General features: G+C 54.8%; 13 protein-coding genes. 8 read left to right on the top strand and 5 right to left on the bottom strand.

The features are described from left to right. From LARV_RS19895 to LARV_RS12400, 6 genes are all read left to right on the top strand, one after another. The gene (locus tag LARV_RS19895) at positions 1 to 1416 is read left to right on the top strand and encodes an FAD binding domain-containing protein (protein ID WP_083522538.1); all 1416 of its coding nucleotides are present in this window, start codon (positions 1 to 3) and stop codon (positions 1414 to 1416) included. Between the two features lie 98 nt (positions 1417 to 1514). Beyond that, on the top strand, positions 1515 to 1796 hold the full coding sequence (locus LARV_RS12420) for a hypothetical protein (RefSeq protein ID WP_075073937.1): 282 nt from the start codon (positions 1515 to 1517) through the stop codon (positions 1794 to 1796). Positions 1797 to 1830: 34 nt separating this feature from the next. Then, the gene (locus LARV_RS12415) at positions 1831 to 4050 is read left to right on the top strand and encodes a xanthine dehydrogenase family protein molybdopterin-binding subunit (protein WP_075073936.1); all 2220 of its coding nucleotides are present in this window, start codon (positions 1831 to 1833) and stop codon (positions 4048 to 4050) included. 87 nt (positions 4051 to 4137) lie between these two features. Beyond that, complete coding sequence (yqeC, locus tag LARV_RS12410) at positions 4138 to 5457, top strand: selenium cofactor biosynthesis protein YqeC (RefSeq protein WP_075073935.1); 1320 nt, start codon at positions 4138 to 4140, stop codon at positions 5455 to 5457. After that, on the top strand, positions 5454 to 6062 hold the full coding sequence (locus LARV_RS12405) for a nucleotidyltransferase family protein (RefSeq protein ID WP_075073934.1): 609 nt from the start codon (positions 5454 to 5456) through the stop codon (positions 6060 to 6062). The genes yqeC and LARV_RS12405 overlap by 4 nt, the downstream gene beginning before the upstream one ends. A 90-nt stretch (positions 6063 to 6152) precedes the next feature. Further along, on the top strand, positions 6153 to 6929 hold the full coding sequence (locus LARV_RS12400; RefSeq protein WP_236709967.1) for an aminotransferase class IV: 777 nt from the start codon (positions 6153 to 6155) through the stop codon (positions 6927 to 6929). Here the strand turns inward: LARV_RS12400 and LARV_RS12395 are convergent, their stop codons facing one another. From LARV_RS12395 to LARV_RS12375, 5 genes are read right to left on the bottom strand one after another with little or no spacing between them, the layout of a single operon-like run. Then, the gene (locus tag LARV_RS12395) at positions 6930 to 7235 is read right to left on the bottom strand and encodes a putative signal transducing protein (RefSeq protein WP_075073932.1); all 306 of its coding nucleotides are present in this window, start codon (positions 7233 to 7235) and stop codon (positions 6930 to 6932) included. 19 nt (positions 7236 to 7254) lie between these two features. Continuing rightward, a complete protein-coding gene (locus LARV_RS12390) occupies positions 7255 to 7542 on the bottom strand; it encodes a putative signal transducing protein (protein WP_075073931.1) in 288 nt (95 codons plus the stop codon). Positions 7543 to 7601: 59 nt separating this feature from the next. Continuing rightward, positions 7602 to 8171: a class I SAM-dependent methyltransferase gene (locus tag LARV_RS12385; RefSeq protein WP_075073930.1), complete on the bottom strand. Its 570-nt coding sequence runs from the start codon at positions 8169 to 8171 to the stop codon at positions 7602 to 7604. After that, positions 8158 to 9405, bottom strand: coding sequence for a ribonuclease H-like domain-containing protein (locus tag LARV_RS12380; protein WP_075073929.1), 1248 nt, complete (start codon positions 9403 to 9405; stop codon positions 8158 to 8160). Before LARV_RS12380 ends, LARV_RS12385 begins: the two co-directional genes overlap by 14 nt. Continuing rightward, positions 9405 to 11882: a DEAD/DEAH box helicase gene (locus tag LARV_RS12375; RefSeq protein ID WP_172797861.1), complete on the bottom strand. Its 2478-nt coding sequence runs from the start codon at positions 11880 to 11882 to the stop codon at positions 9405 to 9407. Before LARV_RS12375 ends, LARV_RS12380 begins: the two co-directional genes overlap by 1 nt. 207 nt (positions 11883 to 12089) lie before the next feature. Here LARV_RS12375 and LARV_RS12370 point away from each other — a divergent pair, with 207 nt between their 5' ends. Beyond that, a complete protein-coding gene (locus LARV_RS12370) occupies positions 12090 to 13394 on the top strand; it encodes a spinster family MFS transporter (protein WP_075073927.1) in 1305 nt (434 codons plus the stop codon). After that, positions 13394 to 14152, top strand: a complete 759-nt coding sequence (locus tag LARV_RS12365; protein ID WP_075073926.1) for a prepilin peptidase — start codon at positions 13394 to 13396, stop codon at positions 14150 to 14152. The genes LARV_RS12370 and LARV_RS12365 overlap by 1 nt, the downstream gene beginning before the upstream one ends. Positions 14153 to 14217 lie beyond the last annotated feature (65 nt).

Below are 14217 nucleotides of genomic sequence, written 5' to 3'. Positions count from 1 at the left end.
ATGTGGGAACAATACTTCAACGCCACGTCCGTTACCGAAACGCTGGATCTGCTGGCTGCGAACCAGGAAAAAGCTCGCATCGTCGCCGGCGCAACCGATTTGATTCTGGAAATGGAACGCGGTGTTCGTAAAGGAATCGAGGTTTTGATCGATACATCCCGCATACCGGGTCTGGATTCGATCCGGCTGGACGAGGATGGTTGGTTACACATCGGACCCAATGTTACCCACAATCACTGCGCGGCATCCAAACTCTTGCGCGAATATGCCTTCCCGTTGGTTCAAGCTGCCTGGCAGGTAGGCTCACCGCAAATTCGCAATCGGGGCACAGTGGCGGGCAACCTCATAACCGCTTCACCGGCCAATGATACGATTTCACCTCTGGTGGCGCTGGGCGCAAAGGTGAAACTGGCATCTACCGCCGGAACACGGGAAGTATTTTTGAAGGATTTCTATACCGGCGTTCGCAAGACGGTGATGGCTGCCGATGAGATGCTGGTGGATATCTGTTTCCCGGTGATGACGAAGCAGCAACATGGAACCTTCATCAAATTCGCGCTTCGGCGGGCGCAGGCCATATCCCTGTTGAACATCACTGTGATTTTGACGATCGTCGAGGATCGAGTCGAAAAAGCTGCCATTACCCTGGGCGCGGTTGCGCCGACCATCATCCACGCGGTCGATGCGGAAAACTTCCTGGTCGGTAAGGCCCTGACCACAGAGGTGATCCGCCAGGCGGCGGATCTGACAATGCAGGCCTCGCGGCCGATTTCGGATGTACGTAGTTCGAACGCTTATCGCCGTAACATGGTTCGCGTTATGGCACGGCGGGCCTTGCAGGCGATCGCGGACGGCAATGAAACCGAAGGCATCCCTGAGACTCCGGTTCTGCTGTGGGGTCAGGACGAGTATCCTCACGGTCACGTGAACACGATGACGGAAATCGATCCCAAAACGCCAATCCGGACGCGCATCAACGGACAGAATTACCAGTTCGAGAACGGTCAGGGGAAGACCCTGCTGCGCCTGTTGCGCGAAGACGCCGGCCTCATCGGCACCAAAGAGGGCTGCGCAGAAGGCGAATGCGGCGCATGCACCGTCTATTTGGACGGAGTGGCCGTAATGGCTTGTATGGTCCCCGCGCCGCGCGCAAATGGAGCCGAGATTGTAACCGTCGAAGGTTTGAGCGATAACGGACGGTTGCACCCGGTGCAGCAGGCGTTTGTCGAGGCTGGCGCCGTTCAATGCGGTTACTGTACGCCCGGTTTCGTCATGTCGGCCGCGAAATTACTCGAAGAACGCAAGAATCCATCCAAAGATGAGATTCGCCAGGCAATTACCGGTAATCTTTGCCGCTGTACGGGGTACTATAAGATCGTCGAAGCCATTGAAAAAGCTGCTCGGATGGAAGGATAGGGATTGCCATGGGAAAATACTCAAGCCGGATGACTGAGGAATCCTTAAGAGATCGGAACAGGCAGGTCCATCCGATCTGGCGTGGGGTTGGATTTGCATTGTTCCTTTTGACCCCGATCATCGCCATATTTGGTTCGCTCGTTCTTGTAAATGCAAATTCACAGCACGGTTGGGTCCAAATTCCCCGGGATTTGCTCTATCACGGTGGAAGCGATTCGCTTCTCTACGTGAAGATTATTGTCGGCGTGGTTATTTTCCTGGTCGTGAACGTGATTTTTCAATTGATCACTTTCATCCTGACCAGCGCGTTTGGTCCTTCGCGTTACGGCCCATTGGATGTTCCACCTGTATCCTACAAAGGACCGAAGAAGAGCCGTTAATTTCCGCAGTCGGGCGTTCTCTGCTGGAGGCAGCATGACTTTAACCGTTGGCAAGTCCGTCATGCGTATCGATGCAGTCGCCAAAGTGAAGGGCGAAGCGCTTTATCCGGGTGACTTTCAAATGCCTGACATGGCTTTCATGAAAGTCCTGTTTGCATTCCGGCCGCATGCCATTATTCATCGAATCGACACCCGCAAGGCCGAGAGTCTTCCCGGCGTCCTGGCCGTCTTTACGGCGAAAGACGTTCCCAATAACGAATATGGTTTGATCGCTCCCGACCAACCCGTTTTATGCGGGCCCGGTTCGACTAAATCCTACGCCGATCACGTCCGTTTCTATGGCGATCAGGTGGCGCTGGTTGTTGCGGACAGTGAAGAAATTGCGTCCGAAGCGCTGCGTTTGATCGATGTGGAGTATGAGGATTTACCTGTCCTCACGGATCCACGCCTGGCGATGAAAACGGACGCGCTGTTGCTCTTCCCGGACCGAGATTCGAATGTTTTTTGCCATTACCGAATCCGGAAAGGTAACCTGGAAGAGGGTTTCAAGAACGCGGACGTGGTCATCGAAGGGTATTACCAGACACCCGCACAGGAGCACGCCTATTTGCAACCTGAAGCGGGGATCAGCTATGTGGATGAGGAGGGCCGGATCACGGTCGTGGTCGGTGGCCAATGGACTCATGAAGACCAGGAGCAAATCGCTCACGCGCTGGCCATTCCGGTCGATCGGGTTCGCGTGATCTATCCGGCGATCGGAGGCGCATTTGGCGGCCGCGAAGACATGTCCGTTCAGATCATTCTGGCATTGGCCATCTTGCGCCTGTCGGAAAGAGGTATTCGCCGGCCGGTGAAGATCATCTGGAGCCGTGAGGAATCCATGTTCGGTCATCATAAACGGCATCCCTACTTCATCAAGACCCGTTGGGGCGCAACAAAGGAAGGCAAAGTCACGGCTGCGGATGTCGAGATCATCGCAGACGGCGGCGCCTACATGTATACATCGACCAAAGTCCTGGGCAACGCCACATTAATGTGCACGGGCCCGTATGAAATTCCCAATGTAAACGTCGATTCGTATGCGGTTTACACCAACAACATTCCCAACGGTGCTTTTCGAGGTTTCGGCGGCCCGCAGGGCTCGTTCGCGGCCGAATCACAAATGAACAAGCTGGCCGAAGCGCTGGGATTGGATCCCGTCGAAATCCGGATGAAGAACCTGCTGCGCGAGGGTTCGCTGCTTTCAGTGGGAACGCCGCTGCCGCCGGGTGTATCGATCGACAGGGTCGTCAATGCCTGTGCCCTCCAGGCTGGCTGGGTTCAAACCGGGAAGGGGTGGAAAAAGCCTGAACTGGCGGGTGACTCCAGTTCCTCGGCCCGCCGCGGATTGGGTTTTGCCTGTTCCTACAAGAATGTGGGGTTTTCTTTTGGGGCACCCGAGAATTGTTGGGCCACCATCGAACTCCGCGGAAGTGACACGATCGATGAGGCCATCGTTTACCATTCGGGCGCGGAGGTGGGGCAGGGTTCGCACACGATCTTTCTTCAAATGGCCGCTGAAGCGCTGGATTTGCCCCTCGAGAAAGTCCATCTGGTCGCATCGGATACCGCCTACACACCCAATTCCGGGAGTGCGTCCGCCTCGCGCATGACCTTTATGGCCGGAAATTCCATCCGCGGCGCGGCGAAATTGGCCCTAGAAAAATGGGGAAACGAGGAAAGACCGGCCGTCGCCACCTATCAATACCGCCCACCAAAGACGACTCCTTACGATCCGGAAACCGGGAAGAGCGAGCCGAACTTTGCATATGGTTATGTCGCCGAAGCGGTCGAGGTGTCTGTGGATTTGGAAACCGGCCAGATCAAGATAGATAAGGTGGTCTGCGCCGACGACGTGGGTAAGGCTGTCAATCCACAACTGGTACAGGGGCAAATCGACGGCGCCATCGTACAGGCTGCCGGGTATGCCGTACTTGAGAACTTCATCCAGCAGGATGGCTTGCCGATCACGCGAACCCTTTCGACCTATTTGATCCCGACGGTTTTGGATGTCCCGGGTGAGGTTGACTCGGTGGTGCTGGAGTATCCGGATCCCATCGGTCCATATGGCGCGCGAGGCATGGGTGAGATGCCTTACCTGCCGCTTGTTCCAGCGCTAATTGACGCAGTCCACAGCGCAACCGGTGTATGGTTCGACCAGTTCCCGTTGACGCCTGAAAGAGTGTTCTCTGCACTCGAATCGACCGCCCGTTGACAGGGATGGTTATCTCGGTCATCCTGATTAAAAGAAAGAGCAGGTGGTTTTGGAAAAACGGAGCCGCCTTATATGCGGGGTGATGGGATGAACCTGCGCAGAGCATTACGCCTGGATCGGCCTGCTTGCGTGGCAATTGTGGGCGCGGGTGGAAAAACGTCTGCCATGTTCCGGTTGGCGCGCGAACTGCCGCCGCCGGTCATTGTAACCACAACCACCCACATCGGAGTTTGGCAAACCCAGGAAGGTGATCGTTGGGTTCAAGGCCTGGACGCGTTTGCCGAATCAGGGGCGGTAGAGCATGGCGTGACGATTGTCACCGGCCGGGAAATCAAGAATGAGCGGGTGAACGGTCTGGCGGCCGATGAACTGGATCACCTGCATGCCCTCGCAAAAGAAAAGGGTTGGAGTCTGTTGATCGAGGCGGACGGATCGAAAGGTTTACCGTTGAAGGCGCCGGGCGAGACCGAGCCGGTTATCCCGGCCTGGGCCGAGACGGTCGTCGTGGTGGCGGGGCTGACGGGGCTGGGAAAACCATGCAATAATGCGTATATCCATCGTCCCGAAATCTTTTCTGAGCTTTCGGGACTTCCCCCAAACGAACCGGTGGGGGAGGAGGCACTCGTCAAGGTGCTATTGCACCCAAGCGGTGGACTTAAAGGGATTCCCCAAAATACTCGCCGCGTTGTCCTGCTGAACCAGGCCAATGACCCAAGTTTGATGGCCGCAGCGAGCCGGATGTCGGAACCTTTGCTGGGTAGTTACGATGTCGTCATGACGGGTGGTCTCAAGAATAAAATAGAGGAGGAAATTCTGGCCGCGAGGGAACCGATTGCGGCGGTCATTCTGGCTGCCGGCGGATCGACGAGATTAGGCACCCCAAAGTCGGAATTGCTTTTTCACGGGAAGAATTTTCTGGAGAATGTAATTCAATGTGGGTTCGATGCAGGCCTGAAACCGGTCGTCGTGGTTACAAATAATGCGTATAGCCAATCAATCAACCAAAATCAATACCCCAATATCATTCTTCTAAATAACCCGATTCGGCAATCCGGTCAGAGCACTTCCATCCGGTTGGGAATTCAATCCTTGCCACAAAATATCGGTGGGGCAGTGTTCCTGTTGTGCGACCAGCCCCAGATTCCGGCGCAACTCGTACATAATTTGGTCGAACGACATGCTCGGATGCACGCGCCGGTGATTGCTCCCCGGGTGGGCGACAAATGCGCCAATCCGATCCTTTTCGATCGATGCACGTTCGCCGATCTGCTTGCGCTGGAAGGGGACACCGGCGGGCGAAGCCTGTTTTCCAAATATCCGATCGAAACCGTGCCCTGGAGTGATGGAAATATTTTGCTGGATGTCGATACATTCGAAGATTTTGATCGTCTGCGTAAATTGGAATGAAGAGTACAATTGGCGGAATCGTCCTGGCCGCCGGACGTTCAACCCGGATGGGAACACCGAAATTGTTCCTACCCTGGAGAGAAACAACGGTATTCGATTCTGTATTGCACCTCGCGCTGGTAGCCGGTCTGGATCCAATTCTGGTTGTGACGGGCGCATATCGGGAGCGAATATGCGAGCGGCTTTCAGGATATGCCGAAAAGGTCACGGAGGTTTACAATCCCGAGTTTGAGAATTTCGAGATGCTTTATTCGTTGAAGCTGGGAATCCACAAAATCATCAACCGGTGTGATGCGGTCATGATCCTTTTGGGAGATCAGCCTCAGGTGCAACAGAAAATCGTGGAACAGATCATCCAACGTTTCAATGAAAAACGATCGGAAATTATCATTCCCAGTTTTCGGATGCGCCGCGGTCATCCCATCCTGATCCGCCAGGACTTATTCCCGTCGATCCTCACGTATTCAGATAACGGTAATTTACGGGAATTTCTAGCCTCTTTTAACGATAAAATCGACTACGTCCCGGTCGATTCGAATTCCATCCTGGAAGATATCGATTCGCCTGAAGATTATGAACGAATCAAGAAAAAACAAAACGAATAGAAACGATCCATTCTCATGCCGACCATCCTCACAATCAAGATCCCAGTAGATCCTGGCAGGAAAGCCCAACCGGTCTTGTTCGCCGGAGCAGTGAAATCTCTAAACGAGACTTCCAGCCTATTACCCGACGGCGTATATACAACCTTTCGCACCTACCAAAAGAAATATGTCTTGTACCTGACCGAACACTTCGAGCGCTTGATCCATTCCGCCCAATTGACCGGGCACGCGCTTCAATTGGATACAGACCGTATCCGGCTTGAATTACGCAAGGCGCTGGCGCAGTTCTCAGCAGAAGAAACCCGGGTGCGAATCTCGATCGACTTGACGAAAGACATCGGGAATATTTATCTCATATTGGAAGAACTGCATATCCCCGCGCTTCAAGAATATCGCTGCGGGGTCGCGGTGATCACCCGAAAGATGCACCGCGAAAATCCACAGGCCAAGGTGACCAGTTTTATTTCGCGTGCAGATCAAGTTCGTCGGGAAGAAGGCATGGCTGCCATTAACGAAACACTGATGGTATCCGATCAGGGTCAGATTCTGGAAGGCCTGAGCTCGAATTTCTTTGGAATCCGTAACCGGGTCATCTACACCGCCGGCGAAGGCGTCCTTCCGGGTATTACGCGCAAGCTGGTCATCGAAGTGGCGGAAGAAGCCGGATTTCCGGTTGAGTTGAGGGGTATTACGACCGATGAACTGGGACAGCTCTCCGAAGCCTTTATCACCAGCGCCAGCCGTGCGATTCTACCGGTTACCAAAATCAACAACCGGCCGGTAGGAACCGGCCAGGTTGGAAAAATCACGCAGACACTGCAAATTGCATTCCAGAAAAATCTGGATGCAGCCCTGGAAGAAATCTAGTTATTCGGACTCTCTACTTTCCGAATCGCCCTCCAACGGCCCTTCATCCGGCGGGTTGTTCTCAGGTGAAGGAACCTGCAATTCGCCGGCCTCCATTTGTTCCAGAATTCGCTTCGCGTCCTCGAGCTGGGTCTCCTGGACATAAATCTTGGCTTCTCCCAGGGGGCCGACTGTCAGGCCATAGGTTATTCCAGCGCTTTCCTGACTGGTGAACGCGTCGATGCCAAAGGATTTCAATAACGAAACGATCGATTCAGCCAGGATATGTCCGGTTGTCGTGTAGGCGAGTACATAATCAGGTTTCATCGTTACCTCCTAGATGTTTCTAATCGCTGTCCGAATCGCCATCTTCAGGCTCTTCGTTCACGGGGGTGTCGTTCAGATCCCAGGGCGTTAATTGCAGGCGTCCCTGTTCCATTTGAATGAGAATCTGGCGGGCGTCTTTGAGTTGCTCAGCCGGCACATAAATTCTGGCTTCGCCCAGGGCGCTGAAAATCCCGGATGACTCCAGGTTGACGTAGGCTTCGATGCCAAAGGATTTCAGCAAAGCTGTGATCGATTCAGCCAGGAAACTTCCGCTTGCGGTATAGGCCAGTTCATACGTTGATTTCAAGGTTGATCATCCCATGCACACGCAAGAATATTCTTATTGTAGCACCGGGCGTTCCACCCTCAGTTGGGGAATTGCGCGATCAGGCTGGCTACGGATTTTTGCCCGCCATGATTGGCCGGCCGCCAGCCTTCCTGATACAGCAAGATTTTCCAATTTTTGAATAAGCCGGGTAATTCGCCCTTCTGTAGCAAGAATTCAGCCGGCACCTCCGGATTAAGTGTCAGCATATCGATCGTCAGCGTCTCGACGATCGCAATTCCACCGGGTTGGATCATTCGCGTAAAATCCAGTATGAGATCGCGTTTTAAAAAGTAAAAATTCAGTATTGTGGAAAAAGACCTGGATGGTAAGAAAAGATCGTCGAGATCGGCCAGGACGGCCATCAATTGCGGGCAGCGCTTTTTGGCATAGATGATGGCTTCGCTCGAAACGTCCACGCCCAGCACGCGGAAACCGCGCTCGACCAACCAACGGGCATTGACCCCCAATCCCATGGCCAGATCCAATGCCAGGCCATCGGGCTTTAGGTACGGAAGAGCGGATTCCAGAATAGGACGCGGAAGAGGTTCCACGTCGTAGAATTGGTCCCGATATCGGGCATTCCAACGCCGGGAATCATCCTTCGACATCGGCTGTCCCTTCATTTTGGACCTTCCGTAGCAGTCGATCCCGGCGATGCTCCAGTTCGGACTTCCAATAACGCCGTTCGGACGGGCGCAGCGGCAGGATGGGCAGCCATCCTAAAGGTAGATCGGCCCAGCGCAAGGCTTCCTTCGGATCCCGTTCGTGATGCTCGAAATATTTGGCCAGTTCGATGGCGGCCGGAATATCCTGATATTCTGTGGCGCGCTGCCAGAGGGCGGTTGCCTGAGTCCAGGCGCCTTGTTTTCGGTAGATGGAGGCGTAGCGGTGAAGCGTCTGGATATAGATGGGCTGCGGCAAACCGGCATTCAATCCCGCTTCGTAGAGTTCCAGCGATTTGTCCAGATCGCCCATTTCCTCATAAATCTGGGCAATGGCCACCAGATCCAACCCTTCGTTGGGCTGGATATCCAGCGGGTTTTCCAAAAGGTGGGCGTCGTAATGCAGTAACGCAGCCAGGGAGAGGATATCCATGGCATTGTGGTACAGCACGCCTTTCATGGGGCGGGCATCGCCGCTGTGAAGGTAATCCAGGTACATCTGCGGCACCATCCACCCCGGGATTTCCTCGCCACTTCTTTCCACGCCCAGGATATCTCGTTCCAGGTCTCCCAGCGCCCGGGAAGGCAGCCGGTTGCGCCACAGCCTTCTGGCCAGTGGCAGCAGGTCCAGATGCGCCATATCCGTGAAAGGGGTCTGGATTGAATTGATCAGGTGGCGCGCATTGAGCAGGGGGATGTCGAAGGATTTGCCATTGAAAGTTACCACGGTCTTGAAAGGCTCGACGATCTGGCTGAGAATGGCCAGCATGGCAGGTTCTTCGGCCGGGTTGCGCATGAACAACTGCACCAGCCGAAAACCATCCGGATTCCAGATGCCCAGGCCGACCAGAAAAGCAAATGTGCCAGCGCCGCCGGCCAGGCCGGTGGTCTCGGTGTCCAGAAAGACCAATTGATCGATCTGGCCGGATTTTTCTGGAGCAGCCTTGCCCCATTCGCGCAGGAAATACAGGTTCAATGGCTCGTCGAAATGGACGAGGCCGTGTTGGTAATGAATATCGTAATCTTGTGTAATCTGGAAGATGTTCCCCAGGGGTGTCTGTACGTCATCCCCAGCCACAACGTCCTCGATCGGAAAGCGGTTCTGCTCGGGGCGCTGCTTCAAGTTCTGAGTCCCAATTTGCACACCCAGGGATTTCAAACGATCACTCAGGGATTCCATCAGGTCACCACCAGTTGTTCGCCACGGGTCAGCACCTGCAGCAGCGCCAGTGCCTCCTGCTTTCCACCGGCGCCGTTCTCGCCGCCCGGCCCGACGCAGGAAGGACAGCCATCCTGGCATGGGCAGCGGCTTACCAGACCCATGGCTTCATTGAGCAGTCTGTCATGCATATGATACAACGCTTCACTCAAACCGATTCCAGCCGGAACCTGGTCGTAGAGCAGGACTGCCGGCCGGCCGTCGGCCAGCGGCGATTGAATATCCGAAACCGCTCCCAGATCCTCGGTATCACACATGACAAAAAGCGGCGCCAGTTGATTGAGAACGTAACGGACGCCTGACAGGCCGCTGCGAATCTTGACCACCAGTTCGGCTTTGCGGTGGCAGCTAGGGCAGAGTGTGATCAAATTATCAAGGGCGTTGGCCTGTTCCAGGGATGCAAAAGAGCGCAGCGGGATTTTATGGTGAACATGGTGCGCGCGGTCAGTCTCAACTGCGCCGCACATCTGGCAGGTGAAGTGATCCCGCTGGCGAACGATCTGACGCAGCGCGTTCCAGTTGGGTCCGTAGTCATTGACATCGTTGGTCCAAAGCTGATTTTGACGCAAATATTCAATGGCTTCATCCTGCAATGTAAACCAGTAACCGGTCGTCCGAAGCTGGTTTGGGGGTAGATCGAGCGTTTCCTGTCCCAGGGTCTCGCGCGTGATCCAGTGGATTTTTCGAAACCCAACCACCTGGGTCGTGACGCGAATCTCGCCCCATGTCTTTTCACCGTTCAGGGTGGGGGCGGATTCGATGATCGAAATCTTCTCGACCTCAGTCTGGTTTTTGGGTTCTGTGAAATATTCTTCTCCACTCGGCGCCAGTCTGGCTTCGGAATTTTCCAGATCCAGAGATTTGACCCGGTAACTCTGCCCCTCGTGCAGGTAGATCGCGCCCGGATGCACCATCCAGGTGGCGCTGAGCTGGTCGATGGTTCCAATGACGTGCGATTCCTCTTCTCCTTCGACGCGCAGGATCACATTTTGCGCGGTGGCGTTGCGCAGCGAAACGTCCTGCGCGGGATATTGATCGGCCACCCAGTAATACCGGCTGGCGGCCGAGTGCAGGACACCGGCCTGTTCCAGAATATCCAGGAATTCCTTCAGAGTATCCCAGGCGATGCTGCCCAGTTTTTCACCGGGCTTGAAGGGCAATTCGAATGCGGCGCAGCGGATGTGCTGCAGGAGGATCAAGGGATTATCCGGATTGATCAGCGCGTTTTCGGGAGAACGTTCGATGGCGAATTCGGGATGCTGCATCAGATACTGGTCGATTGGCGCGGCCGAAGCGACCAGAACACCCACCGACGTCCCGCGCCGGCGTCCGGCGCGCCCGATTTGCTGGCGCAAGGAAGCGACCGTGCCCGGGTAGCCGATCACGATGGAAGCGTCCATGCCGCCAATATCGATGCCCAATTCAAGCGCGCTGGTGGCGACCACGGCGCGAACGTTTCCCGAGCGCAGCCCGCGTTCGATGGCACGCCTTTCGCTGGCCAGGTAACCGCTGCGATAGCCGTGAATCTGGCCGCTCTCTTTGGGATACCGGTCGTGCAGGGCGCGTAGGATCATTTCCACCGACCGTCTCGCGCGCGCGAACAGGATGGTCTGCACGCGATAGGCCAACAGATCCCCGGCCAGCCGCACGCCTTCGGACGAAGCGGAACTCCGAATGCCCAGATCCGGATCGATGATGGGCGGATTGTAAAGGATGAAGTTCTTCTGCCCGTTCGGCGAACTATCTTCATCCACCAGCGCGCATTTTTCTTCGACCAGACGTTCTGCCAGTTCTTGTGGATTGGAAATGGTGGCCGAGGTCAGAATGAATTGCGGATGAGCGCCGTAATGGGCGGCTACTCGCTTCAATCTGCGGATGACATTCGCCACATGCGAGCCGAACACGCCGCGGTAGATATGCAGCTCGTCCAGAACCACAAAGCGCAGGTTGCGAAAGAATTCCGCCCAGGAGGTATGTTGGGGCAAAATTCCGGTATGCAGCATATCCGGGTTGGTGAGCAGAATGTGGGCGTTCGACCGGATAAAAGCGCGATGCGCCGTGGGGGTGTCGCCGTCGTACGCGCCCACCGGGATCACTCTGCCAATCTGCTCGTCCAGTTGGGTCAGAGTCTCTTCCTGGTCGTGCGCCAGAGCCTTGGTCGGAAAGATATAGATTGCCCGCGCAGACGGGTCTCGAAACAGGGCATCGAAGACCGGCAGGTTATAGCACAGGGTTTTCCCACTGGCCGTGCTCGTGGAAACCACGGCATTTTGCCCCAGCCGCAGGTGTTGGTACGCCTGAATTTGATGGCTGTACAGGCCTCGATAACCCAATTTTTCGAGCGCGTCACGCAGCGCCGGCGCCAGCCCGGCCGGCATCGGGAAAAGACCCGCCGCATGGGGCGGCGTAACCGTCCAATGGACGATGTTCTCGTTCATTTTACGATCCTGGCGCCAACGCTCCAGAAGCTGGTCCAAATATCCTTGATTCGACGGCGAATCGCTCGAACGCTGAAACATAGAACATTTTTACCGCAAATAAACCTGTTAGGCAAGTCTAAAGATATTCCCCGGTTCGAACCGTTTACAAGAATCTTTTTTTGAATATACTGATTTGTATCCCAAAATCCGAATCCTGGAGACCATATGAAGACGGGCAAATATCGCTGGTTCGTCGTGGGTGTTTTCTTTTTCTTTATGCTATTGCATCAGGCCGATAAATTGCTCATCGGTCCCCTGACAACCCCGATCATGGATGAGTTTCACATCAATGAAACCCAGATGGGGCTGCTCTCGACGGGAGCAATTATCGTCGGGGCCATTTTTTACCCGGTATGGGGGTACTTGTGCGATCGTTACTCGCGCGCCAAGCTCCTTTCTCTGGCCTCGTTGATTTGGGGAGCTACAACCTGGTTGAGTGCCATCGCACCGACCTACTCGGCATTCATGGTGACTCGTTCCAGCACCGGCATCGATGATTCGAGTTATCCGGGACTTTATTCGCTGATTGCAGATTATTTTCCACCGAAGGCACGTGGAAAGGTATACGGCCTGCTGCAAATTGCCATGCCGATGGGGTATTTGATCGGCATGGTCCTGGCGCTCGTTTTGGGCGGCGCCATCGGCTGGCGCTCGATTTTCTATATCACCGGTTCGCTTGGCATCCTGATGGCGATTGTGATCTTCTTCGGGGTCAAAGAACCCGAACGCGGCACCTCGGAACCGGAAATGGAGAATATCGAACAGACCGGAAAATATCATTTCGATTGGAAAATCGCCCGGGACTTGTTCAAGAAACGCAGCCTGATCCTGCTCTTTCTGCAAGGATTCGTGGGCGTGTTTCCCTGGCAGGTCATCACCTTCTGGTTCTTCCGCTATCTTGAAACCGAACGTGGTTTCTCATCCAATGAAGTGTTGATCACAATGGTCATCGCCATTCTCCTTCTGGCGGCCGGATATCCGATCGGCGGGGCATTGGGCGATTGGTTGTTCGGAAAGACAAAACGCGGCCGCGTCATCGTTTCCGCAATTGGGGTAATCACCGGCGCAGCTTTATTGTTCCTGGCAATTCGTGTACCTTATGAGAACAAAGCCTTGTTCACCATCATGATGGCCTTCACGGCGGTCTTCATCCCATTTGCTTCTCCCAATGTGCTCTCCACGGTCTACGATGTTACCCTGCCGGAAGTGCGTTCCACCGCGAACTCCATTCAGTACTTCATCGAACAGGGTGGTTCGGCCGTTGCGCCCACGCTGGCCGGCATTATTGCCATGAACTCCTCGTTGGAGAATTCGATCCTGACCATCTGCATCAGCGCCTGGATTTTGTGTTTCCTCTTCTTCCTGGGCGTGATCTACTTACTTCCGAAGGATATCGATACCCTGCGTAAGCAAATGACGGAACGTGCTCAAATCGAACAAAGCTTGCAACCATCTGAAATTGGAGACTGATGTTTATCCTTTCGAACATCCTCATCATTGTAGGGTTGACCGTTCTGGGCTGGTTGATCGGCGTTCTTTTGAATTATCTGGCCGACATCCTGCCGGCCGAACCGCGTAAATGGCAAAGCGTCTGCCCGCGCTGCCAGACGCCTTTTTCTTTGAAGAACTACCTGGTCCTGAATTCCTGTCGGAATTGCGGCCAGGGCCGTTCACGGCGTGTATGGATCGTCCAAATCGCCAGCGTCATCGGGGTGATCTCTCTGTGGGTCTTTCCCCCCGATCGATTCGGTTTCTTGTGGATTCTGCCGTATATGATCTATATCGCGCTGGTGGCCATCATCGATATCGAGCACAGGCTGATCCTGCACGTCGTCAGCCTGGCCGGTGCCATCCTGGTCCTACCGCTGGGGATTGCCTGGAATGGCTGGCTCGCCACCTTGATTGGCGGCCTGGCCGGCGCTGCCATCATGTTCGCGCTATTCTACCTGGGCGAACTGTTTCGAAGGGCCGTCTCGCGCGCCAGGGGTAATGCGGTGATCGAAGAGGCTCTTGGTTTTGGCGACGTAACATTGACCGCGGTGCTTGGGTTGATGCTCGGTTGGCCGAAAATCACTTTCGATCTCGTATTCGCCATCCTGCTGGCCGGCCTGGTCAGCGGGCTCTATATGTTCTGGATGGCTGTGCGTCGGAATTACCAGCCCTACTCCGCCATTCCCTATGGGCCTTTCCTGCTCATCGGCGCACTCATCCTGATCTATATGGCCTGATGGTCTTCGAGCTGAGAATCAAAAAAGCAGAGGCATTCCTCTGCTTTTTTGATTACGCTCAAGTT

The sequence above is a fragment of the Longilinea arvoryzae genome, assembly GCF_001050235.1.
Taxonomy (GTDB): domain Bacteria; phylum Chloroflexota; class Anaerolineae; order Anaerolineales; family Anaerolineaceae; genus Longilinea; species Longilinea arvoryzae.
Note: the sequence above shows the minus strand (reverse complement) of the source record. Positions and strands in the feature narration are given on the sequence as shown.